Below are 22,434 nucleotides of genomic sequence, written 5' to 3'. Positions count from 1 at the left end.
CGCGCCTGTTGAGGTTCAGTCGACGAATTCGGCACCGAATTCGCAGCCGATGCGCCAGCGCAGGCGGCATTGGCGGGAATAATCAGGCGCGAAGATGATGGTGAATTGCGGCGGCACTTCCAGGAATTCCGCCACCACTTTCACGCCGCCATCAGAAATATCCGTGATCGTGCAATCCCGCGGCAGCGAGCCCGCCCCAAAATGGATCTTGGCGAGCCGGCTGCACACCCGACGTTCGCTTCTCCGGCGATTTACCAGCATCTTGCTTCTTCACTTGTTAGATCACGGCCCATCCCGCGAGCCCAGGAGTAGCGGACATTCGTTGGAATGTGCTGAGGACGGAAGCCGGCATTCGAGACGTAGTCTCAGCGTCGCGTTTACGACTGATTAGGACTTGCGCGGGCTCTAAGCATTGTTCCTGTATTGTTCTTGCGAGAACGGCCGCCCTCTGCTACCCCTAATTGCAGGACAGGGCAGGCTGGTTCGGGCATGGTTCAACGGGTTTCTACCGTCGCCTTTGAGGGGATCGAGGCCCGCGCGGTCGACGTGCAGGTGCAGGTCGCGCCGGGCCTGCCGGCCTTCGCCATCGTCGGCCTTCCGGACAAGGCGGTGTCGGAGGCGCGCGAGCGGGTGCGTTCGGCGCTGCTCGCCTCGGGGCTGGCGCTGCCGGCGCGGCGGATCACCGTCAATCTGGCACCGGCCGACGTCCCGAAGGAAGGCAGCCACTACGACCTGCCGATCGCGCTCGGGCTGATGGCCGCGATCGGGGCGATCCCGCCGGATGCGCTGGCCGGCTTCACCGTGCTCGGCGAGCTCGGCCTCGATGGCTCGATCGCGCCGGTGGCCGGGGTTCTGCCGGCCGCGATCGGCGCCAATATGCGCGAGGAAGGGCTGATCTGCCCTGCGTCTTGCGGCTCCGAAGCGGCGTGGGCGAGCCCGGACATCCAGATCATTGCGGCTGGCTCGCTCATCCAGATCGCCAACCATTTCAAGGGCACGCAGGTGCTGTCGCGGCCCTCGCCTAGAGTGCATGAGGCCGCCGCCTCCACGCTCGACCTGCGCGACATCAAGGGCCAGGAGAGCGCCAAGCGCGCGCTGGAGATCGCGGCCGCCGGCGGGCATCATCTGCTCATGATCGGCGCGCCCGGCGCCGGCAAATCGATGCTGGCCGCGCGCCTGCCCTCGATCCTGCCGCCGCTGTCGCCGGGCGAGCTGCTCGAAGTCTCGATGATTGCGTCCGTCGCCGGCGAGATCGAGGGCGGCGCGCTGACGGCGCGGCGCCCGTTCCGCTCGCCGCATCATTCGGCCAGCATGGCCGCGCTCACCGGCGGCGGCGCGCGCGCCAAGCCCGGCGAGATCTCGCTGGCGCATCAGGGCGTGCTGTTCCTCGACGAGCTGCCGGAGTTCGATCCGCGCGTGCTGGATTCACTGCGCCAGCCGCTGGAGAACGGCGAGGTCGCGGTGTCGCGTGCCAATCACCGCGTCACCTACCCTGCCCGCTTCATGCTGGTCGCGGCGATGAATCCCTGCCGCTGCGGCAATGCGTTCGAGCCCGGCTATGCCTGCAAGCGGGGGCGCATCGACCGCTGCACCGGCGATTACCAGGCACGCATCTCCGGTCCCCTGATGGACCGCATCGATCTCCGCATCGAGGTGCCGGCGGTGACCGCCGCCGACCTGATCCTGCCACCGCCCGCGGAGGGCTCTGCCGAGGTCGCCGCGCGCGTCGCGGCGGCGCGCGACATCCAGCTCGCGCGCTATGCGGATGCAGGCTTGCCCCATGTCCGCACCAATGCCGAGGCGCCAGCCTCGGTACTGGAGGAGATCGCGAAGCCGGACGCGCAGGGCCAGAAGCTGTTGAGGGATGCCGCCGAGACCATGCGCCTGTCGGCGCGCGGCTATCACCGCGTGCTGCGGGTGGCGCGCACGCTGGCCGACCTCGACCATGCCGACAAGATCGGCCGGCTGCACCTCGCCGAAGCGCTCTCCTACCGCGCACTCGCGGAGGATGTGCGGCAGATCGCGTAAGCGCCGCGCGCGTCAACCCGGCGGTAACGAGTTTCCTTTACGCTCTGCAAACCATAAGGCCCAACGAGTTCTCCCCAGGGCCCGGCGAGTAGAGCGTCATGTTGCGTTTCAAGGTCCTGGCCTCGGTTGTTCCTGTATTGGCGGCTGCGGTGTTCGCCCGCGCCGAGATCGGATCGGTTTCGCATCCCTGCATCGCGCTGGGCGAAACATCGGTCGAGCTCACCTCCCTGTTCTGGACCGCCGGCGTGCATGTCGCCTTCACCGATGATCCTGCGCGGGCCACGGTGCGGGTCCAGATCACCGACGATGCGGGCGCTGCGGATTTCGCCGTGGTCGACGACGGCCTCGGCGACGAGCCGGACTCCTGCCAGGCCAATCCGTCGACGCGCCTTGTCTCGATTGCCGCGCAGCCGGTCGATGGCGGCCAGGTGATCTATCTCTCCAGCGAAGGACCTGCGGATTACCGCATCTATGTGCGCTCTAAGACGTTCTCGCAGCGCGAGGCGGCGGCGCTGATCGTCGGCGCCCGCGGCGGCCAACGCCATTTCCAGGCCGCCTCGCTCTGAACCGTTAAGGCCCCGTCAACCCTGTTTGGAGGCAGCGCCGAAGCATCAAGCTGTTCGCAAGGTCGGCAGGCCATCGTCGCTCGCGGCAGCGGGGTTTCAGGCAAGGGTCGGAGGCGATGGGTCGGACGTTCCGGATCAAGGTGCGCATGCGCCGCTTCAGGCGGCAGCATCCCAGGGTCGCCTTCGCAATCCGCTCCTTCATGATTTTCTCGGCGACCTTCGGCGGCGCCTATGGTTTCGTGACCGGCAGCCGGGCCGAGAATTCCGGCTACGATCCGCACGCCTTTGCGATCGGTGCGAGCTTCCTGTTCGCGCTCGCCTGCCTCGGCCTTGCGACGCTGAGCATGCGCCTGCGTTTCGTCAACAAGCGGCTGCGGACGCTCGCAGCCCACAACGAAGCGCTGATCGACCGCAATTGGGAGCTGAAGGAATCGGAAGAACGCGCCCGCAGCCTGTTCGAGCAGCAGGGCGACCTCATCGTGCTGCGCGACACGAGCGGCCGCATCACCTTTGCCAACGAGGCCTATTGCGCACTCGCAGGACAGACGCGCAGCGCGCTGGTCGGCACGCGCTTCGACTTCGACGTGCTGGAGCAGGGCGAAAGCGCCCGCGAGAGCAACGGCACGCGCATCCACGACCAGAAGATTGCAACCCCGATTGGCGCGCGCTGGATCGCCTGGCGCGAGGGCTATGTCCGCGTCGACGCCGGACAACCCGCCGAATTGCAGAGCGTGGGCCGCGACGTCACCGATCGCACTGAGACCGAACGCGCCCTCTCCGACGCGCGTGACCAGGCCGATGCCGCCAACCGCGCCAAATCGCGCTTCCTCGCGATGGCCTCGCACGAGATCCGCACGCCGCTGAACGGCATCATCGGCATGGGCGGCCTCCTGCTCGACACCACGCTGACGCCGGAGCAGGCGACCTATGCCAGGGCGGTGAAGACCTCGGGCGAAGCCTTGATGGCGCTGATCGAGGAGCTGCTCGACTATTCCAAGATCGAGGCCGGCAAGCTCGATCTCGATCAGCGTCCCTTCGCGCTCTCGACCCTGGTCGAGGAGATCACCGAGCTGCTCGCGCCGCGCGCGCAGGCGAAGGCGCTCGAGATCGCCGCCTATGTCGACGAGCGCTTGCCGCTCGAGGTGGTCGGCGACGCCGCACGGCTGCGCCAGGTGCTGCTGAACCTCGCCGGCAACGCCATCAAGTTCACAAGCAAGGGCGGCGTCGCGCTGATCGTCGAGCCCGGCATCTGGCCGAACGAGATCAGCTTCCTGGTCCGCGATACCGGCATCGGCATTGCCGCCGAAGCACAGCAGCGCATCTTCCGCGAGTTCGAGCAGGCCGACGAGCGCGTCGCCCGCACCTATGGCGGCACCGGGCTCGGCCTTGCCATCAGCGAGCGAATCGTCAAGCGCATGGACGGCCGGATCACGCTCACGAGCGAGCCGGGCAAGGGCTCGACCTTCGAGGTCGCGGTGCCGCTTCCGCCGTCGCAAGCCGGCGCCGGACAGACGCAATTTCCGAGCCCCGATCTCACCGGCAAGTCGATGCTCCTCGTCGCCGACGGCATCGAAGCCTCGTTGATCGCGCGGCGCCTCGAGCGCTGGGGCGGCCAGACCTGCATGGTTGCCGACGCGGCCGTCGCCGAAGCATTGCTGCCGGAACGCTCGTGGCACGCGGTGCTGATCGATCGCGCGATCGGTCCCGCCGTCGCCGACCATCTCGGTGACGCAGCCCGCGCGCATGCATTGCAGCGCCTCGTGCTGCTGACGTCGACCTCGCGCCACGAGAAGCTGTCGCCGGCCTTCACCGGCTTTCTGGTGAAGCCGCTGCGCGCGGCCTCGCTCGCCGCACGCCTCGCCCTGACGCCGGAGGTCGCTTCCCCCGATCTCGCGCCGGAGCCGCCGGCTGCATCCGCCGGCACAGCACCATCGAAAGGCCTCTCGATCCTCGTCGCCGAAGACAATGAGATCAACGCGCTGTTGATGCGCTCGCTGCTGACGAAACTCGGCCACCGCGTCGTCATCGCCGTCCACGGCGAGGCCGCGCTGGAATCCTGGCTCGCTGCCTCATCCGCCGGCACGCCCTACGATCTCGTGCTGATGGACATCCAGATGCCGCAGCTCGACGGCATCGAAGCGACCAAGCGCATCCGCGCACATGAGGCGGCCAGCGGCAGCCACCACACGCCGATCCTGGCGCTCACCGCCAACGCGCTGGTGGAAGATCGCTATGCCTGCTTCGAGGCGGGCATGAACGGGTTTCTGATCAAGCCGCTCGACCGCGAGAAACTGGAAGAGGCGCTGGCCGGGTTGGCCGCATCCCGACATCTGGCCGTCCCTAACCTCACGAGAACCTGAGTTCAGCCGGCAATAGGCAATTGGCAATTGAAGTCGATCGCGCTGCGCATCACCATCCTCGGGGCATCTGCAATAGAGGATTTGCGCATGAACGCGCTTGAGCCGCGCGTCCCTGGCTCGCACCAGCGATGGCGCGGGGCAGGTCGGGGGCAGAGCGGACCTTCGGGCCGACTGGCGGGACGATCCACTCTTCGGCACGAGCAAGAAAACGCGGCGCCGCGCGCTTGCCCGGCGGCGCTTGGGTGCTCTTGAAAACGGTGTCCGCCTGAGCCGCGCGCTTGCAATGCGGGCACAAGAAGAGATGCGCGATGATCGGGGTCGGCTCGTCTGCGAGCAGTTCCGAGCGGAACCACTTCATCTCGATATGGCAGTCCGGACAGATCGGTGCTTCCAGCTGCTCCGCAGCGCTTCTGAGACGATCAACCATGGTGTGCCCTCGCGTTTTCGAAGGCCATGACCCAATACCCCTCGTTGGTCTGCAACAAAAGACCCTCAGCTTCTAAATTCGCCTAAGGCGACGCTCACCGGCGCGATTACAGCCGCCGCAGCGCCACGCTCTCCACCGTGTGGTCGGCGCCCTTCTTGAGGATCAGCGTCGCGCGGGGGCGGGTTGGCAGGATGTTGTCCTCGAGATTGGCGAGGTTGGTGCGTTCCCAGATCGCAATCGCAGTGGCGGTGGCTTCCTCATCCGACAGCAGCGCGTAGCGGTTGAAGTAGGATTTTGGATCGGTGAATGCGGTGTCGCGCAAGGCCAGGAAGCGCTTGATGTACCATTGCCGCAGCGCCGCTTCCTCGGCGTCGATGTAGACCGAGAAATCGAAGAAGTCGGAAACGACGGGCACCGCCTTGCCGTCGCGCGGCAGCTTGCCGGTTTGCAGCACGTTGACGCCCTCGACGATCAGGATGTCGGGCTGGTCGATCTCGGCCCACTGGTTCGGCACGATATCGTAGGTCAGATGCGAATAGACCGGCGCGCGCACATGGCGACGGCCGGCCTTGATGTCGGAGAGGAAGCTGAGCAGCAGCGGCAGATCGTAGCTCTCCGGAAAACCTTTCTTCTGCATCATGCCGTGCCGCTCGAGCACCGCGTTGGGATAGAGAAATCCGTCAGTGGTGATCAGCTCGACTTTCGGCCGCGGCGACCAGCGCGCCAGCAGCGCCTGGAGCACGCGTGCCGTGGTGGATTTCCCGACCGCCACCGAGCCGGCGACGCCGATGATATAGGGCACCTTGCGATCCCTGATGTTGAGGAACTGGCGCTCCGCGTAATACAGCCGCTGCGTCGCATCGACGTAGATCGACAAGAGGCGCGACAGCGGAAGATAAATGTCCTCGACCTCCTGCAGGTCGAGGCGATCGTGCAGCGAGCGCAGCCGGTCGAACTCGCCCGGCTCCAGCGTCATCGGCGTATCGTCCCGCAGGCGCGCCCACTGCTCGCGCGTATAGACGCGGTACGGATTATACTGCTGCTCGGGTGCGCGGATATCCATGACGTCGTCTTCCCGTTGCGATCTATTCGCCCTTGTCTAGCCGCCCTTGCGCGACGCCTTCTCTTCCAACCCTGACATGTTCGTCCGCTTGTCCAGCGCGGCTTCGACCTCCTCCAGCTTTACGCCGCGGGCCTTGAGCAAGACAAGGAAATGATAGAGCAGGTCGGCACTCTCGGCGATCAGATGCGCGCGATCGTTTTCGACTGCAGCGATTACGGTTTCGACTGCTTCCTCACCGAACTTCTTGGCGCAATGCTCGGCGCCCTTGTCGAGGAGCTTGCGGGTATAGGAGGCCTCGCCCCCGGAAGCCGCGCGGGCGTCGATGGTCTCGGCCAGATCATGGATCGTGAAACGCGGCATCGGACTTACTCGGAAACACGCTTGGCAATACATTTGGCCACGGCGGCCATTCCCGTCCGCCAATGTAGCATTGTTATGAACCGGAGTCGTCAGGCATCCAGGCGCATCGGCAGCCCACGCCGCGCCATGTGCTCCTTGGCTTCGCGAATGGTGAATTCCCCGAAGTGGAAGATCGAGGCGGCCAGCACAGCCGTGGCGTGCCCGTCGCGGATGCCGTCGACGAGATGGTCGAGATTGCCGACGCCACCCGAGGCGATCACGGGAACGGGAACGCTGTCGGCGATAGCGCGGGTCAGCGGAATGTCGAAACCTTGCCTGGTGCCGTCGCGGTCCATCGAGGTGAGCAGGATTTCACCGGCGCCGAGCGCGACCACTTCCTGGGCATATTCGATGGCATCGATACCGGTGGAGTTGCGGCCGCCATGGGTGAAGATCTCCCAGCGGTCGCCACCAGGGCGCTTGACGCGCTTGGCATCGATCGCAACCACCACACACTGTTCGCCGAATTTTTCGGCGGCTTCCTTGACGAACTCCCGCCGCGCCACCGCGGCGCTGTTGATCGAGACCTTGTCGGCGCCGGCGCGCAGCAGCGTCTTGATGTCGTTCACCTCGCGCACCCCGCCACCGACGGTGACAGGCATGAAGCAGGCCTCCGCCGTGCGCCGGACCACGTCCAGCATGATGCCGCGGTTCTCATGGGTCGCGGTGATGTCGAGGAAGGTCAGCTCGTCGGCGCCGGCGGCATCATAGGCGATCGCGGCCTCGACGGGATCGCCGGCATCGCGCAGATCGACGAAGTTGACACCCTTGACGACGCGGCCATCCTTCACGTCGAGGCAGGGGATCACGCGCACCTTGAACATGGGTCAGCTCCTACGCGCGCGCATTGCGGATCAAGGTGAGGGCGGCGGCGGGATCGAGCCGGCCGTCATAGAGCGCACGGCCCGCGATCGCCCCGGCGAGCTTTCTCGCACGCAGCGTCAGCATCGCCTTGACGTCCTCGATCGAGGCGAGACCGCCGGAGGCGATCACAGGGATCGAGATGGCATCGGCCAGCGCGATGGTCGCGTCGAGGTTCAGGCCCTTGAGCAGGCCGTCGCGCGCGATGTCGGTGAAGATGATCGCAGCAACGCCGGCATCCTCGAAGCGCTTGGCGATCTCCAGCACGGTCACCTGCGAGGTCTCGGCCCAGCCTTCGACCGCGACCTTGCCGTCGCGGGCATCGAGGCCCACGGCCACGCGGCCGGGGAATTTCTTCGCCGCTGACTTCACCAGCTCGGGATCGCGCACCGCGGCGGTGCCGATGATGACGCGGCTGATGCCCTTGTCGAGCCAAGCCTCGACGGTGGCGAGATCGCGGATGCCGCCGCCGAGCTGCACCGGGATCTTGATCGTCCTCAGCATCGCCACGACGGCCTCAGCATTCACCGGCTTGCCGGCGAACGCCCCATCGAGGTCGACGACGTGGAGATATTCAAAACCCTGCTCGGCAAAGCTCTGCGCCTGGGCTGCGGGATTGAGATTGAAAACGGTCGCGCGCGCCATGTCGCCTTGCTCGAGGCGCACGCATTGGCCGTTCTTGAGGTCGATCGCGGGAAAGAGGATCACGGCTTCCATCGCAAGAAGTTCGAGATCAGAGCCAGGCCGAAACGCTGGCTCTTCTCGGGGTGGAATTGGGTACCGATGGCGGTGTCCTTCGCGACGATCGCGGTGACAGGCCCGCCGTAATCGGCGCGCGCGAGCACGTCCGCCTCATTGGCGGCGTTGAGGTGGTAGGAGTGCACGAAATAAGCGTGCTGGCCCTTGGGGCCGAGCGGCAGCTTGTTCAGCACCGGATGCTCCCTGAGCACCTCGAGCGTATTCCAGCCCATGTGCGGGATCTTCAGGCTTTCATCGCGCGGCGTGATCTTCTCGACGTCGCCGCCGATCCAGTTCAGGCCCTCGGTGATGACGTGCTCCTTGCCGCGGCTCGCCATCAGCTGCATGCCGACGCAGATGCCGAAGAACGGCCGCGCCTTGACGCGCACCGCTTCGGTGATCGCCTCGACCATGCCGTTGACGGCATCAAGGCCGCGCCGGCAATCAGCGAAGGCGCCGACGCCTGGGAGCACCAGGCGGTCAGCCTCGTAGGCCTGGTCCGGATCGCTGGTGACGAAGACCTTTTGCGGGCTCTCCAGACTGCGCGCAGCGCGCTCGAACGCTTTGGCGGCGGAATGCAGATTGCCGGAACCGTAATCGATGATGGCGACGCTCATCTTGACCCTCCCGGTTCTGGAAACAATCCAATGATGCCGCCGGCCGGAAGCGGCGGCGGGTTCGAGAATTGCTGACCCGGCACGCCGCGGGTCGGCGGCGGGCCGCCGCGATCGACGGCCCATTGATCGTTGACGATGCCGTGCTGCTTCTGGCTCCAGCGCTCGAAGAAGCGACGCTCGGCGGTGTCACGGTCCTCGGCGACGACGATGTCGAGCTGCCGCCACTTGCCGCGCGACAGCGTCCAGCGCCGCAGGCTGGAAGCCTCAAGCCCCGTCAACAGCGCGACGACGATGTCGGCGAAGAAGATCGAGCTCCGGCCGAGACCCAGGCTGGAGAGGCCTGCATGGAATGCCGCCATGAAAATCAGCCAGCCGATGAGCACCAGCCACAGCCGATTCCACAGCAGCCAGAACGGGCCGAAGATCATCGCCCAGAAATGGAAGCCGTCGCGCACGAAGACGAATTTGTCCCCCGCGCGCAGATCGGCCCCGCCTGGGCTGGGAGCATGAACTGTGTAGACAGGCATGGTGATGCCCCCGTTCTCGAAAATTCAGTGATACCGCCGGCTCGCGTTCGCCGCGAGACGGAGATGTCAGCCGCCCAGCGAGCCCTTGGTGGAGGGGATTTCACCCGCCGCCTTCGGATCGATCGCAACGGCGGTGCGCAGCGCCCGCGCCAGACCCTTGAAGCAGGACTCGGCGATATGGTGGCTGTTATCGCCATATAGGGTCTCGACGTGGAGAGTCACGCCGGCGTTGATGGCGAAGGCCTGGAACCATTCGCGCACCAGCTCGGTGTCGAACTCACCGATCCTGTCGCGGGGGAAGTCGGCCTTGAACACCAGGAACGGGCGGCCCGAGATGTCGATGACCACGCGCGACAGCGTCTCGTCCATGGGCATGTGCACGCCGGCATAGCGGGTGATACCCGCCATGTTGCCGAGCGCCTGCTTGACCGCCTGGCCGAGTGCGATGCCGGTGTCTTCGGTGGTATGGTGATAGTCAATGTGCAGATCGCCCACGGCCTTGACCGTGAGGTCGATGCGGGAATGGCGGGCGAGAAGATCGAGCATATGGTCGAAAAAGCCGATGCCGGTCGCGATATTGGCCACGCCGGTGCCATCGAGGTTCACGGAGACCTCGATGTCGGTTTCCTTGGTCTTGCGCTTGATCGTCGCGGTGCGCATTGAAATGCGGTTTCCATTCTAGCTTTGAGCCGAAAACGCCAGTCTATTAACAGCCAAATGACACCTTCGCTACTGCGGGAACGGCCGGCCGGGCCTCTACTTCTGCCTATGGTGAGCGAAATTGAGCCCGAAACGGCCCGTTGTACCCTCAGCTCTGACCGCCTAAATCAGGCCGGACAACGAGGTATTTCATGCAGGATTCCCAGAACAGCTCACCTCACTGGCACGGCACCACGATTTTGACAGTCCGCAAGGGCGGCAAGGTGGTGGTCGGCGGTGACGGCCAGGTCTCGATCGGCCAGACCGTGATCAAGGCCAACGCCAAGAAGGTCCGCAAGCTCGGCAAGGGCGACGTGATCGGCGGCTTCGCCGGTGCCACCGCCGACGCCTTCACGCTGTTCGAGCGGCTGGAATCCAAGCTCGAGCAATATCCGGGGCAGCTGACCCGGGCGGCCGTGGAGCTCGCCAAGGACTGGCGCACCGACCGCTATCTGCGGCGGCTGGAGGCAATGATGATCGTGGCCGACAAGGACGTCTCGCTGGTGCTGACAGGCACCGGCGACGTGCTCGAGCCCGAAGCCGGCGTGATGGCGATCGGCTCCGGCGGCAACTACGCCCTGGCCGCGGCGCGGGCCCTGCTCGACACCGACAAGGACGCCGAGACCATCGTCCGCCGCTCCCTCGACATTGCCGCCGACATCTGCGTCTACACAAACCGGAATGTGACCATCGAGAGCCTGGCGAGCGGGTAGGGGCTTTGACCGAACAGCGGAGCTCCAGAGTCGGTGTAACCTCTCCCGCTTGCAGGCGGCAGAGGGAGCGCAGCACCGCCGTGGTTGCTAGATGACCCCAAGCTATGCCTTCCATCCGATGACCGCGGCCGACCTGCCGCTGATCCGGCGGTGGCTGGATGAGGCTCATGTGCGGGAATGGTGGGGCGATCCGGATGAACAGTTTGCGCTGGTCAGCGGCGATCTCGATGAGCCCGCGATGGATCAGTTCATCGTGTTGGCCGGCGACAGGCCATTCGGCTATCTTCAGTGCTACCGCCTGACCGCCTGGAATACAGGCTTCGGGCCGCAACCGGAGGGCACGCGTGGGATCGACCTGTTCATCGGCGACGGCAACATGATCGCACGCGGCCACGGCTCGGCGTTCATCCGCCAGTTCGTCGACGAACAGCTGCGGCATGGTCTGGCCCGCATGGTCACCGATCCGGACCCGCTGAACCTGCGCGCGATACGCGCTTACGAGAGGGCTGGATTCATCCGCGACCGCATGGTCGCGACGCCGGACGGTCCGGCACTGCTGATGGTTTGCGAACCGTGACGCTGGCGCAGGCGAGCGAGAGCAAGGTCGCGGTCCCACCGCTCGCCTGGGCCGGCCTCGCGCTGTTGCTGCTGGCGCTGCAGGCCTCGATCCTGCTTGCGATGGGGCGGGTCCCGATCTGCACCTGCGGCACCATCAAGCTCTGGCACGGCGTGGTGAACAGCTCGGAGAATTCGCAGCAGATCGCCGACTGGTATAGCTTTTCGCACGTGCTGCACGGCTTCCTGTTCTACGGCTTGACCTGGCTGCTGTTCGCACGGCTGCCGCTCCTGCCTTTGTCCTGGCCGGCGCGGCTGATCATCGCCATGGTGATCGAAGGCGCCTGGGAGATCGTCGAGAACTCGCCCTTCATCATCGAGCGCTACCGCGCGGGCACGATCTCGCTGGATTACTATGGCGACAGCATCGTCAATTCGGTCTCGGACAATCTGGCCATGGTCCTGGGGTTCCTTGCCGCTCGCATGCTGCCCATCAGCGCGACCGTGCTGCTCGGACTTGCCTTCGAAATCATGCTGGCGCTCCACATTCGTGACAATCTGACGCTCAATATCCTGATGCTGATCCATCCGCTCGAGGCCGTGAAACAATGGCAATCCGGCCCGCCGATCATCTGACCTAAATTGCGGCTTGTCCTTGGCCGCCTCCCGCCCTAGCTAATCAGACATGACAGACTTCTCCCCCCGCGAAATCGTTTCCGAACTCGACCGTTTCATCGTCGGCCAGGACGACGCCAAGCGCGCCGTCTCGATCGCGCTGCGCAACCGCTGGCGCCGGCAACAGCTCGAAGGCTCCTTGCGCGAAGAGGTGCTGCCGAAGAACATCTTGATGATCGGCCCCACCGGCGTCGGCAAGACGGAAATCGCGCGGCGGCTCGCCAAGCTCGCCAATGCGCCGTTCCTGAAGGTGGAAGCCACGAAATTCACCGAGGTCGGCTATGTCGGCCGCGATGTCGAGCAGATCGTGCGCGATCTCGTCGAGGTTGCGATCGCGCAGGTGCGCGAGAGGAAGCGCAAGGACGTGCAAGCGCGCGCCCAACTTGCCGCCGAGGAGCGCGTGCTCGACGCGCTGGTCGGCGCCAATTCCAGCTCGGCGACTCGGGAATCCTTCCGCAAGAAGCTGCGCGCCGGCGAGCTCAACGACAAGGAAATCGAGATCGAGACGCAATCGTCCGGCGGAGGCATGCCGATGTTCGAGATCCCGGGCATGCCGGGCGCGCAGATGGGCGCGATCTCGATCGGCGACATCTTCGGCAAGCTGGGCGGCCGCAGCAAGACGCGGCGGCTGACCGTGGAAGGTTCGCACGAGATCCTCGTCAACGAGGAATCCGACAAGCTCCTGGATACCGAGCAGCTGACGCTGGAAGCGATCAGCGCGGTCGAGAACAACGGCATCGTGTTCCTCGACGAGATCGACAAGATCTGCGCCCGCGACGGCCGCGTCGGCGGCGACGTCTCGCGCGAGGGCGTGCAGCGCGATCTCCTGCCGCTGATCGAAGGCACCACGGTCTCGACCAAGCACGGCGCAGTCAAGACCGACCACATCCTGTTCATCGCCTCGGGCGCCTTCCACGTCGCCAAGCCGTCCGACCTGCTGCCGGAATTGCAGGGCCGCCTGCCGATCCGAGTCGAATTGCAGGCCCTGACCCGCGACGACATGCGCCGCATCCTGACCGAGCCCGAAGCCTCGCTGATCAAGCAATATGTCGCGCTGATGCAGACCGAGGGCGTGACGCTCGACATCAGCGACAGCGCCATCGATGCTCTGGCCGACATTGCGGTGGCCGTCAATTCCACCGTCGAGAACATCGGCGCGCGGCGGCTGCAGACCGTGATGGAGCGGGTGCTGGACGAGATCTCCTTCACCGCCCCCGACCGTAACGGCGAGACCATCCGGCTCGACGCGGATTACGTGCAGAAGCACATCGGCGACCTCGCCAAGAACGCGGATCTGAGCCGGTTCATTTTGTAATTCGGGCCGGTCACGCTATTGATGCGGCGTGACCGTACGCATCCTGCAAAATCCCTGGCGACTCCTGCTCGCGATCAACGCCGCGATCATCGTCGGCGTCTTCATCCACAAGATCCAGCTGCCGCCTTACGTCCCCTATATCCACCTCCTGGTCGACTACCATTTCGGCTTCATCAAGCGCGCGCTGATCGGGGCGATCGTCGCGCTGTTCACGAACAAGGTGCCGGTATGGCTGGTGTTCGCGCTCGGCGGCGTGACGTGGCTGGCGACGCTGGGGCTGTACGCAAAGCTATTCGAGAAGACGTTCGGCTTCAGCGCGAAGACGCTGCCCCTGTTCGTCTTCACCGCAGGCTCGCCGTTCTTCCTGAAGAACTTCATGCACACGCTCGGCCATTTCGACATTTATGGCTGCGCGCTGGCGATCGTGCTGCTGCTGATGCCCGCAGGCTCGTTGCTGTTCGTTGCCGCGGCCGCGCTGTTCTCGATCATTCTCGTGCTGATCCATCACATTCATCTGTTGATGTATGTGCCGACGATCATCACCATCGTCGTGATCAGGCACTACCTGACCCATGGCTACAATCGCACCAACATTGCTTTCGGTAGCGTCGCCCTCGCCGCCGTCTCCGCATTGTTCTTTGCGGCGCAATTCCAGGGAACGATGCCGATCCCCGAAGCGGATTTCGTCGCGTATCTGAAGAGCCGGATGGCCGATCCATCGCGCGCCGACCTGCTGCAATTCGCCTACATCTGGTACCAGCCGCTGGCGAAGGAGGTTGCCGACACCTGGGGCCGCCTGCCGCACAATATCCTCGGCGTGCCCGTGTTCGCACTCTTGATCTGGCTGCACACGCCGCTTTGGCGCTATGTTGCGAACCTGATCGGCGCGCTCGCGAGCGAAACGCAGCGCCGCCTCATCATCGCAGCGTTGATCGGGATCAGCCTCGCTTATCTCGTGATGTTCGTGATGGTGTTCGACTATTCGCGCTGGATCTCGAACTGGGCGGTGTGCATGTTCCTGATCCTGCATGCAGTGAAGATGCTGCCGGCCAAGCGCGAGACTGCGCTGATTCCGGCGGAGCATCAGAGGACAAACATCTTGGGGCTGATCATCACCTTGATCCCGCGCGTCGGAATCGTCCGGCCGTTCTGAGACGATCAGCTCTGAGACGATCGGCCAGCTCCGGAGACGGTGCGCTCCCTCTCCCGCTTGCGAGCGGGAGAGGTGTGGACTCGCTATCTAACCTCTCGCCCGCCTGATCCGCACATACAGCGCGCCCTCGCCGCCGTGGCCGATATGCGCAGTCTCGAAGCCGACGACGAAGGCGCGGAATTCGGGCAGGCTCAACCATTCCGGAACCTGGCGGCGGAGCACGCCGGTCTCGCCGCCGCTGCGGCCCTTGCCGGTGATCACGAGCACGAAGGTCAGGCCGTCCTGGTGGGCGCGGTGCAGGAAACCGGACAGCGCGCGATGGGCGCGCGTCTGGGTCATGCCGTGCAGATCGAGTCGCGCCTCGATCTCACTGCGGCCGCGCGAGAGCTTCGTCCGCTCGCGCTTGCCGAGCGGCGCCAAGGGCGGCACGGACGGTTTTGCGACACGCGGCGACGGCGCGGCGGCGACGGGTCGCTGCGATGACGCGGGTCGCATGGCAGGCACAGCGGGTGTCGGCTCAGCGCGCGGCGCGGCCTGTGCCTTCGCCATGCGATGCTTCCTCAGCGGCTTGACATGCTTTGCAACCGTATCCCACAGCTCGCGCTCCTCCTCGCTCAGCGCGCGACGGCGCGGCGAGGGGCGGGACTCCAGCACGGGCGGACGGGACGATCGTTTCATTGCTGCCGATGAGGACGATTCTTCACCGGTCGACGCGGTTCGGAGGCAGGCTCGATCGCGGGACGCGGCACCGGTAGCGGAACGGGGCCGGCGATGGCAACCGTTTCGTTCTTGCCTTGCGCCGCGGCGGCGGCAGGCGTGCCCGTCGTCGCCGGGTCGGTTTGCGGAAACAGTTTTGCGATCTTCTCCGAGGGCCTGGGGTCAGGTATCGGCAGCTTCGCGGCGCGCGGGCCGGGATCGAGGCTCTTCGGTATCAGCATCACGAAATGCATGGGGTGGCGCAGCCGTCCGGAGATACGGCCTGCCTCCTGGCCAGCACCGAAAAACAGATCGGCGCGCGCAGGTCCAATAATGGCCGAACCGGTGTCCTGCGCGATCATCAGCCGATGGAACGGCGTCTTGGCGCGTTCGGATTCGATCGGCAGCTCGCCCTCGATGAAGAACGGCGTGCCGTAGACATGCAGCGATTTGTCGACCGCGATCGAGCGTCCCGCGGTCAGCGGAATGCCCTGCGCGCCTACCGCCTCATCCTTGTCGGAGAGGTTGACCTCGCGGAAGAAGATGTAGGCGCGATTCTGGCGGCGCAGCTCCTTGGCGCCGTCGGGGTTCTGCGCCATCCACTCCCTGATCTTCTGCATCGACATCTCCTCTTTCGGGATGATGCCGCGCTCGATCAGGATGCGACCGACGGCCGTGTAGGGATAGCCGTTATAGGCGTCGTAATTGAGCCGAACCGTGCTGCCGTCCTCGAACTTGATCCGCGCCGAGCCCTGAATCTGGGCGAACAACAGATCAGTCGGGTCCTTCAGCCAGGCGATCTCCAGCCCGCGACCGGCGATCTTGCCGTCCTCGATCTCGCCGCGGTCGTAATAGGGCACCAGCTTGCGGCGGCCGATCTTGCGATAGACCGGGCCTTTGTTGGGCAGGCTGATCGAATCCTGCTTGTAGCCGCGGACGAACAGATTCGAGGGACGACGATAGACCGGCACGTTGTAGACGTCGGTCTGCGTGCGCGATCCCTCCAGCACCGGCTCGTAATAGCCGGTGACGAAACCATCGGGCTCGCCGAGGCGCGAGATCCGCAGCGGTGCGAAATTCTCCTCGAAGAAGGTCTTCGCTTTGGCGTCGTCGGTGAGATCGAGCGTTTTGGCAACCCGGCAAGGCTCGCTCAGCGAGGCGCCCAAAGCCTTGGGTTCGGCCGCGCCGTTCTGCGCATTGATCGATCGGCAGCTGGCACGGAAGGTCTTGTAGGCGGCGAGATGATCGTCCGCGCCCCAACCCTTCACGTCCGCCCAGGCCAGCGGCAGATATTGCGCGCCGGGAATTTCGAACGGCAGGGAGAGCTGCGGATAGGGCAAGGGCCGCGGCGGAGCGGCAGGCACGTGCGACAGATGCTGGTGCTGACTGCGATGGTGGCGCCGCGCCGCCTCTGCGCCGAGCGAAAACGACGACAGCGCGACGGCACCTGCGCAAAGCGCCGTCGCGCCGGTCTTCAGGAAAAGCTTAATTCGCGCTTCCGGTGCCAACCAGCTTCCAGTTCGGATCGCGGGAGGAGGTGTCGCGGGCGAAAGTCCAGATGTCGGTGATGTCGGCGACCGTATCGGCACTGCCATCGACGATGTTGCCGGCCTTGTCTCGGGTGGCCGAGATCATCTGCGAAACGAAGCGCACGGTGAGCTGGGCAGTGCGGTCGCGCAGCTCTGCGCCGACGAGCTCGGCCTTGTCGATCGAGACGAAGCGCGTCTCGGTCTTTTGCTCGTTCTTCTCGCGTTCCCTGATCGCGGCGTCGAAGCTCTCATAGACCTCCGACGACAACAGGTCGCGCAGCGCGCGGCGGTCGCCATTGGCGAAGGCCAGCACGATCATCTCGTAGGCGCCGCGCGCGCCCGAGAGGAAATGGCGCGGGTCGAAGCTGGAATCCTTCTCGACGATGGCATCGAGCCCCTGCGCCAGCGCAGTGCCCGGCTCGGCCAGCCCTTTCCAGCGATCGGAGGGCGCGGTCGGCTCGGCCGTCGGCGCCAGCGGGGCCTGGTCGATCACCTTGCCCGGCATGGTCACGACGTTGTTGTCCTGAGCACCCCCCAGCGCATTGCGGGCGGCGGTGCGATCGAACGGCGGCCGCTCGTTGCCGGTGCGCTGCCCCAGCACGCTACGCAGTCTCAGGAAGATGAAGACTGCCAGCGCCAGGAATATGATGGTGTAGATGTCCACGTCGTATTCGCTTTCTGGTCTTTTCAGGGGTCGTTGCCGGGAAAATCAATCCGGCCAGTAGACCGTTCCTCGCGGAAACGGCAAGTCTACATCACCATTTTGGATCCACATCAGGTCCTCGGGATGTAGGCACGAAATCTTGCCCGGCCAATGGCGCCTTTTGGCACAGCGCCGAGTGTAGCGCGTTTTATGCTTAAGGGGAAACCCGATCCTGCCCGGAAATCGCGCATCTTCAATCGTTTAAGGCGCAATTTCGCGGAAAAGGCAGGATGAATGTCAAAGCTCCGGGCGCGGCCCGAATCCTTGATCCGGGACCGTTCGTCCTTGTGGAACGAGGCGGCCCTATGTTAGCCAACCGCCGCGAAATTCAGCCCAAATCGGGTAAGGAGAGACTTTCATGACCAACGGTAACGGCACCCCTCCCGAGGCGGCCCAGGCTCCCCAGCTGAACGTGCTGGCGCAATATACCAAGGACCTCTCGTTCGAAAATCCGAACGCGCCGAGCTCGCTGCAGCAGCAGAGCCAACCGCCGCAGATCAACATCCAGATCAATGTCAGCGCCAACAACCTCAGCGAACAGGAGTTCGAGGTGACGTTGTCGGTCGAGGGCAAGGCCGAGGCCGCGAGCAAGCTGATGTTCTCGTTCGAGCTCGCCTATGCCGGCGTGTTCCGCATCGCCAACGTGCCCAAGGAGAACCTTCATCCGCTGGTCATGATCGAGTGCCCGCGTTTGCTGTTCCCGTTCGCCCGCGAGATCATCGCAACGGCCGTGCGCGACGGCGGGTTCCCGCCGCTGATGCTGGATCCGGTCGACTTCGTCGGTCTCTATCGCCAGAACATGGAGCGGCAAATGGCCGCTCAGGGTCAAGCTGGTCAGGCCTGAGCGGCCGCCACGGCGGCTGGAGCGGGCAGGTACTCGTTCCAGATCGCCTTGTCGCCCATCGTTGCGATGAAGGCCCGATGGGCCTCGCGCTCGGCCTCCGAAATCCGCGGCGCAAGCGGCTCCAAGCGCTGCCGCCGCGGCGCATCGCCGGCCGCACTGACGCGAATCTCCTGGGCGTCCGAAGCCAGCAGCAGCTGCGACTGCCGCGCCCCGACCAGATCGACATAGACCTCAGCCAGCAGCTCGGCGTCCAGCAGCGCACCGTGCTTGGTGCGGTGCGAATTGTCGATGGCGTAACGCGAGCAGAGATCGTCCAGCCGGTTGGACACGCCGGGATGCTTGCGACGCGCCAGCAGCAGCGTATCCACCAGCCGCTCGCGCGGGATCGCGGCGCGCTTGATGCGGTCGAGCTCGGCATTGATGAAGCCGATGTCGAACGAAGCGTTGTGGATCACCAGCGGCGCATCGCCAATGAACGCCAGAAACTCGTCGGCGATCTCGTGGAACAATGGCTTGGTCGCCAGGAATTCGGACGATAGTCCGTGCACGGCGAACGCTTCCGCCGGCATGTCCCGTTCGGGGTTGATGTAGACGTGAAAGCTCTGTCCCGTCGGCATGCGATTGAAGATCTCGACGCAGCCGATTTCGACCAGTCGGTCGCCGCGGAGCGGATCGAGGCCGGTGGTTTCGGTGTCGAGGACGATTTCGCGCATGCCGTCAAGAAGCCGTGTGAGACGGCGAATCAGGCTCGCCGCTGCGGCATCTTAACGACCTCGGCCAGGATGTGCTTGATTTGGTCGCGCACCGGGTCGAGTCCGTGTGAGGTATCCACCACGAAATCGGCCCGCTTGCGCTTCTCGGCATCCGGCGTCTGCTTGGCGATGATGGCGTCGAGCTTGGCCTCGTCCATCGTGCCGCGCTCCAGCACCCGCTGGCGCTGGAGTTCGGGCGAGGTCGAGACCACGACGACGGCGTCGACCCGCTTCTCGCCGCCGGTCTCGAACAGCAGCGGAATGTCCAGCACTACCACCGGCGCCTTGGCAGCCTCGGCGTCAGCGAAGAATTTCTGCCGGGAGGCGCCAAGCATCGGATGAACGATCTGCTCGAGCTGCTTGATCGCGGCAGGATCGTGCACGACGCGCGCCGATAGTTTTTGCCGGTCGACCTTGCCGTTCACGGTGGTGCCGGGGAAGGCCGCCTCGATCGCCGGGGCTGCTTCACCCTCATAGAGCTGATGCACGGCAGCGTCGGCATCGTAGACGGGAACACCGGCCTCCGCGAACAGCTTCGCAGTGGTGGATTTGCCCATCCCGATCGAGCCGGTCAGTCCGAGGATCCGCATCAACGCCCAGCCATCTCTGTCATTCACACCGCAACTAGCCTTTCGCGCCGCAGGAACGCAAGCAGCGGCAGCAGCGGCAGGCCGAGAATGGTGAAATGATCGCCCTCGATCCGTTCGAACAGGTGAATGCCAAGCCCTTCGAGCTGATAGGCGCCGACGCTGGTCGTGACGGCATCGCCGGCAGCGTCGAGATAGGCCGAAAGCTCGGCGTCGGTCATCTCTCGCATGGTCATGCGAGCGACCGAAACGTCCTCGAACACAATCTTGCCGTCACGCGCCACGGCCACCGCCGAATTCAGCTCGTGGCCGTTGCCGGCGAGATCGCGCAACTGCGCCATCGCCTGGGGACGGCCCGCGGGCTTGTTGAAGAGCCGCATCCCGAGAGCCAACGTCTGATCGGCCCCAATCACGTAGCTCCCCGGATGACCCGCCGAAACGGCCTTGGCCTTTTCTCGCGCCAGCAACAAGGCGATCTCGCGCGGATTTGAAAGTCTCGAGCCGGCCTGAATGCCGCGCTCGTCGATATGGGCCGTCACGGCCTCGAATTCGAGCCCGGCATTGGCCAGCAGCATTTTGCGCGCGCTGCTCTGCGAGGCCAGGATCAACGGGGATGTGCCGCGCCACAGTGTCATGGCAAAAGCTATTCCGACGGCCGGTTGCGTTGGCGATCACTATAGAGCTTCATGATCGCCGCCGCGGTTTCCTCGATCGAACGGCGCGTGACGTCCAGCAGCGGCCAGTCATGCTTGGCGCTGAGCTTGCGCGCAAACGCGACCTCCTCGGTGACCGACTGCTTGTCGGTGTAGGTGTCGCTGCCGGACTCCGCGCCCATGGAGAGCAGGCGATTCTGGCGGATCTGGATCAGGCGTTCCGGCGTCGCGTGCAGGCTGACGACCAGCGGCCGCGTCAGCGTCTCCAATTGCGAGGGCACCGGAATGCCCGGAACCAGCGGCACGTTGGCGGTACGGATGCCGCGATTGGCGAGATAGATCGATGTCGGCGTCTTCGAGGTGCGGGACACGCCGACCAGGACCACGTCGGCCTCGTCGAGACCCTCGACATGCTGACCATCGTCATGGATCATCGTGTAGTTCAAGGCGTCAATGCGCTTGAAATATTCCGCGTTGAGGACGTGCTGAGCGCCGACGCGGCCTGTGGTCGCAGCGCCAAGATAGGCTTCGAACAGCTGCATCACCGGACCGATGATCGACAGGCTCGGAACGTTGATCTCCTTGCACTTGCCTTCGAGTCTCGCGACCAGATCCTTCTCGAGCAGCGTGAACAGCACGATTCCCGGCGCTTCCTCGATCTCGTCGAGCACGCGGTCGAGCTGCTTCTGGCTGCGCACCAGCGGATAGACGTGCTCGACCGGCGTCACGTTGGCGTATTGGGCCGCGACCGCGCGCGCCACGGTGATGAGCGTCTCACCCGTGGAGTCCGAGACCAGGTGCAGATGGAAATAATTGTTCGAGGTCGGCACAAAAACCCTTTGAATTTCGGTGGGGCGGTTTGTGGATTTCTGTGGAGCTTAACCCCTCGGAAAGGGATGTGCGACACCAGGGGCGGGACAAGTGCCGATTTTCTTCACACCGCGGCCCGTCAGAACAAGTCCGGCACCCTGCGGAGACGGAAACGGGATTGCGCGAACAACCCCCTTGATAAGCTGCCGATAGAAATGCGCAAGCCTTTGAAGCCGACTGACTTATCGAACGTCAGAAGAGGCCATCCGGGATATGTGGATGGCTGTGAACAAGCGCGCGTGAACTCGCGGACGGAATTGCGTGAGTCCAATCCACGGTCACAAAGACTCAAACCTTAAGAATCTAAGATTCTAGATTTGAGGAAGGCACTGCAGACGGATATGTGTGCGGGGTAAGACCTTAATGAGTTCTTACTATCCCCAGCGTTCTCAGATGGTCAGGAATTCGGACCGCGAAAATGTTCGAAGACGTCTATCTCTGGATCAAGGCGCTGCACGTGATCGCCGTCATCTCCTGGATGGCCGGCATGCTCTATCTGCCGCGGCTGTTCGTTTATCATTGCGAAGCCGAAATCGGTTCGAAGCAGTCGGAAACGTTCAAGATCATGGAGCGTCGGCTGCTCAAGGCGATCATCAACCCGGCCATGATCGTCACTTGGCTCGCCGGGCTCTATCTGGCCTGGTCCGGCCATTGGTTCACGTTCGGCTGGCTGCACGTAAAACTGGCACTGGTGCTGGTGCTGTCCGCGGTCCACGGCTTTTTTTCCCGCTGGTGCAAGGATTTCGCCGCCGACCGGCGCCCCCACAGCCAGAAATTCTATCGGATTATCAATGAGGTGCCGACCGTCCTGATGATTTTCATCGTCATCATGGTGATCGTGAAGCCGTTCTAGGCAAGCGGCCCGACGATTAGCTCAGCGCTTCGGCTTGCGGAGCGGAGGGCGATTTTCTATATTATCGACATCCCACCCAACGCAGGCGGATGTGGTTGTGTCCGAGCTTTCCAGAGGCCGGACACCGCATCAGGTTTGAAGCCTCACCGGCACTCACCTTGCCAGACCTGCGGACCTTACCTGCACCTGCTCGCGTCCGCATTTCAGAGCCTCCTCGCACCCCCTCTTTTTCAGGTTACCCCACAGGACCA

At 64.5% G+C, this 22,434-nt stretch carries 26 protein-coding genes; 10 read left to right on the top strand and 16 right to left on the bottom strand.

What is annotated here, in order from left to right; all coding sequences use genetic code 11:
* Positions 1 to 15 precede the first annotated feature (15 nt).
* On the bottom strand, positions 16 to 261 hold the full coding sequence (locus P6U28_RS32095) for a PilZ domain-containing protein (protein ID WP_028145870.1): 246 nt from the start codon (positions 259 to 261) through the stop codon (positions 16 to 18).
* A gap of 228 nt (positions 262 to 489) precedes the next feature.
* Between P6U28_RS32095 and P6U28_RS32090 the strand changes: the two genes are divergently transcribed.
* The 3 genes from P6U28_RS32090 (at position 490) to P6U28_RS32080 (ending at position 4,954) form a co-directional block, all read left to right on the top strand.
* Positions 490 to 2,028: a YifB family Mg chelatase-like AAA ATPase gene (locus P6U28_RS32090; protein WP_407120467.1), complete on the top strand. Its 1,539-nt coding sequence runs from the start codon at positions 490 to 492 to the stop codon at positions 2,026 to 2,028.
* A 98-nt stretch (positions 2,029 to 2,126) separates the two neighbouring features.
* Positions 2,127 to 2,594 (top strand): hypothetical protein, encoded by a 468-nt coding sequence (locus P6U28_RS32085; RefSeq protein ID WP_129144360.1) that lies wholly within the window; start codon positions 2,127 to 2,129, stop codon positions 2,592 to 2,594.
* A gap of 116 nt (positions 2,595 to 2,710) precedes the next feature.
* Complete coding sequence (locus P6U28_RS32080; protein ID WP_407120466.1) at positions 2,711 to 4,954, top strand: ATP-binding protein; 2,244 nt, start codon at positions 2,711 to 2,713, stop codon at positions 4,952 to 4,954.
* 49 nt (positions 4,955 to 5,003) lie between these two features.
* Here the strand turns inward: P6U28_RS32080 and P6U28_RS32075 are convergent, their stop codons facing one another.
* The 8 genes from P6U28_RS32075 to hisB form a co-directional block, all read right to left on the bottom strand.
* Positions 5,004 to 5,381 (bottom strand): hypothetical protein, encoded by a 378-nt coding sequence (locus tag P6U28_RS32075; RefSeq protein WP_245162748.1) that lies wholly within the window; start codon positions 5,379 to 5,381, stop codon positions 5,004 to 5,006.
* A gap of 106 nt (positions 5,382 to 5,487) precedes the next feature.
* Positions 5,488 to 6,444: a type I pantothenate kinase gene (gene coaA / locus P6U28_RS32070; protein WP_122400244.1), complete on the bottom strand. Its 957-nt coding sequence runs from the start codon at positions 6,442 to 6,444 to the stop codon at positions 5,488 to 5,490.
* Between the two features lie 36 nt (positions 6,445 to 6,480).
* Positions 6,481 to 6,804 (bottom strand): phosphoribosyl-ATP diphosphatase, encoded by a 324-nt coding sequence (locus P6U28_RS32065; RefSeq protein WP_027577145.1) that lies wholly within the window; start codon positions 6,802 to 6,804, stop codon positions 6,481 to 6,483.
* 89 nt (positions 6,805 to 6,893) lie between these two features.
* On the bottom strand, positions 6,894 to 7,667 hold the full coding sequence (gene hisF, locus P6U28_RS32060; RefSeq protein WP_100233257.1) for an imidazole glycerol phosphate synthase subunit HisF: 774 nt from the start codon (positions 7,665 to 7,667) through the stop codon (positions 6,894 to 6,896).
* A 10-nt stretch (positions 7,668 to 7,677) separates the two neighbouring features.
* Complete coding sequence (gene hisA / locus P6U28_RS32055; protein ID WP_407123131.1) at positions 7,678 to 8,412, bottom strand: 1-(5-phosphoribosyl)-5-[(5-phosphoribosylamino)methylideneamino]imidazole-4-carboxamide isomerase; 735 nt, start codon at positions 8,410 to 8,412, stop codon at positions 7,678 to 7,680.
* Positions 8,409 to 9,059, bottom strand: a complete 651-nt coding sequence (gene hisH / locus P6U28_RS32050) for an imidazole glycerol phosphate synthase subunit HisH (RefSeq protein ID WP_122400246.1) — start codon at positions 9,057 to 9,059, stop codon at positions 8,409 to 8,411. The genes hisA and hisH overlap by 4 nt, the downstream gene beginning before the upstream one ends.
* The gene (locus P6U28_RS32045) at positions 9,056 to 9,586 is read right to left on the bottom strand and encodes a DUF2628 domain-containing protein (protein WP_129144358.1); all 531 of its coding nucleotides are present in this window, start codon (positions 9,584 to 9,586) and stop codon (positions 9,056 to 9,058) included. The genes hisH and P6U28_RS32045 overlap by 4 nt, the downstream gene beginning before the upstream one ends.
* A gap of 66 nt (positions 9,587 to 9,652) precedes the next feature.
* Positions 9,653 to 10,246, bottom strand: a complete 594-nt coding sequence (gene hisB / locus P6U28_RS32040) for an imidazoleglycerol-phosphate dehydratase HisB (RefSeq protein WP_129144357.1) — start codon at positions 10,244 to 10,246, stop codon at positions 9,653 to 9,655.
* Positions 10,247 to 10,437: 191 nt separating this feature from the next.
* Between hisB and hslV the strand changes: the two genes are divergently transcribed.
* From hslV to P6U28_RS32015, 5 genes are all read left to right on the top strand, one after another.
* Positions 10,438 to 10,998, top strand: coding sequence for an ATP-dependent protease subunit HslV (gene hslV / locus P6U28_RS32035; RefSeq protein WP_122400248.1), 561 nt, complete (start codon positions 10,438 to 10,440; stop codon positions 10,996 to 10,998).
* Between the two features lie 91 nt (positions 10,999 to 11,089).
* Complete coding sequence (locus P6U28_RS32030) at positions 11,090 to 11,575, top strand: GNAT family N-acetyltransferase (protein WP_129144356.1); 486 nt, start codon at positions 11,090 to 11,092, stop codon at positions 11,573 to 11,575.
* Positions 11,572 to 12,189, top strand: a complete 618-nt coding sequence (locus P6U28_RS32025) for a DUF2585 domain-containing protein (protein ID WP_129144355.1) — start codon at positions 11,572 to 11,574, stop codon at positions 12,187 to 12,189. Before P6U28_RS32030 ends, P6U28_RS32025 begins: the two co-directional genes overlap by 4 nt.
* Positions 12,190 to 12,238: 49 nt before the next feature.
* On the top strand, positions 12,239 to 13,543 hold the full coding sequence (hslU, locus tag P6U28_RS32020) for an ATP-dependent protease ATPase subunit HslU (RefSeq protein WP_122400251.1): 1,305 nt from the start codon (positions 12,239 to 12,241) through the stop codon (positions 13,541 to 13,543).
* A gap of 28 nt (positions 13,544 to 13,571) precedes the next feature.
* Positions 13,572 to 14,696 (top strand): hypothetical protein, encoded by a 1,125-nt coding sequence (locus P6U28_RS32015; protein ID WP_122400252.1) that lies wholly within the window; start codon positions 13,572 to 13,574, stop codon positions 14,694 to 14,696.
* 87 nt (positions 14,697 to 14,783) lie between these two features.
* Here P6U28_RS32015 and P6U28_RS32010 read toward each other — a convergent pair whose 3' ends face one another.
* From P6U28_RS32010 to P6U28_RS32000, 3 genes are read right to left on the bottom strand one after another with little or no spacing between them, the layout of a single operon-like run.
* Entirely contained in the window at positions 14,784 to 15,374 is a 591-nt protein-coding gene (locus P6U28_RS32010; protein ID WP_129144354.1) for a Smr/MutS family protein, read from the bottom strand.
* A complete protein-coding gene (locus tag P6U28_RS32005) occupies positions 15,371 to 16,900 on the bottom strand; it encodes a murein transglycosylase A (RefSeq protein ID WP_164937014.1) in 1,530 nt (509 codons plus the stop codon). Before P6U28_RS32005 ends, P6U28_RS32010 begins: the two co-directional genes overlap by 4 nt.
* On the bottom strand, positions 16,878 to 17,585 hold the full coding sequence (locus P6U28_RS32000) for a Tim44/TimA family putative adaptor protein (protein ID WP_122400254.1): 708 nt from the start codon (positions 17,583 to 17,585) through the stop codon (positions 16,878 to 16,880). The genes P6U28_RS32005 and P6U28_RS32000 overlap by 23 nt, the downstream gene beginning before the upstream one ends.
* Positions 17,586 to 17,982: 397 nt before the next feature.
* Between P6U28_RS32000 and secB the strand changes: the two genes are divergently transcribed.
* Positions 17,983 to 18,468, top strand: coding sequence for a protein-export chaperone SecB (gene secB / locus P6U28_RS31995; RefSeq protein ID WP_122400255.1), 486 nt, complete (start codon positions 17,983 to 17,985; stop codon positions 18,466 to 18,468).
* On the opposite strand, the gene dnaQ is transcribed toward secB, so the two are convergent.
* From dnaQ to P6U28_RS31975, 4 genes are read right to left on the bottom strand one after another with little or no spacing between them, the layout of a single operon-like run.
* A complete protein-coding gene (gene dnaQ, locus P6U28_RS31990) occupies positions 18,459 to 19,211 on the bottom strand; it encodes a DNA polymerase III subunit epsilon (protein WP_283809979.1) in 753 nt (250 codons plus the stop codon). The genes secB and dnaQ overlap by 10 nt on opposite strands.
* Positions 19,211 to 19,810: a dephospho-CoA kinase gene (gene coaE / locus P6U28_RS31985; RefSeq protein WP_122400257.1), complete on the bottom strand. Its 600-nt coding sequence runs from the start codon at positions 19,808 to 19,810 to the stop codon at positions 19,211 to 19,213. Before coaE ends, dnaQ begins: the two co-directional genes overlap by 1 nt.
* A 23-nt stretch (positions 19,811 to 19,833) precedes the next feature.
* Complete coding sequence (locus tag P6U28_RS31980; protein WP_129144353.1) at positions 19,834 to 20,442, bottom strand: Maf family nucleotide pyrophosphatase; 609 nt, start codon at positions 20,440 to 20,442, stop codon at positions 19,834 to 19,836.
* Between the two features lie 8 nt (positions 20,443 to 20,450).
* A complete protein-coding gene (locus P6U28_RS31975; protein WP_122400259.1) occupies positions 20,451 to 21,290 on the bottom strand; it encodes a pyruvate, water dikinase regulatory protein in 840 nt (279 codons plus the stop codon).
* 458 nt (positions 21,291 to 21,748) lie between these two features.
* On the opposite strand from P6U28_RS31975, the gene hemJ reads away from it, so the two are divergent.
* Positions 21,749 to 22,183 carry a protoporphyrinogen oxidase HemJ gene (gene hemJ, locus P6U28_RS31970; RefSeq protein ID WP_407120465.1) on the top strand — a complete coding sequence of 145 codons (435 nt, stop codon included), beginning with the start codon at positions 21,749 to 21,751 and terminating at the stop codon, positions 22,181 to 22,183.
* Positions 22,184 to 22,434: the final 251 nt, after the last annotated feature.

Origin of the sequence: Bradyrhizobium sp. STM 3561, assembly GCF_045571455.1 — a bacterium.
In the GTDB taxonomy this organism is placed as follows: Bacteria; Pseudomonadota; Alphaproteobacteria; order Rhizobiales; family Xanthobacteraceae; genus Bradyrhizobium; species Bradyrhizobium vignae.
The sequence above is the reverse complement of the archived record's forward strand: the minus strand, read 5'-3'. Positions and strand labels throughout refer to the sequence as shown.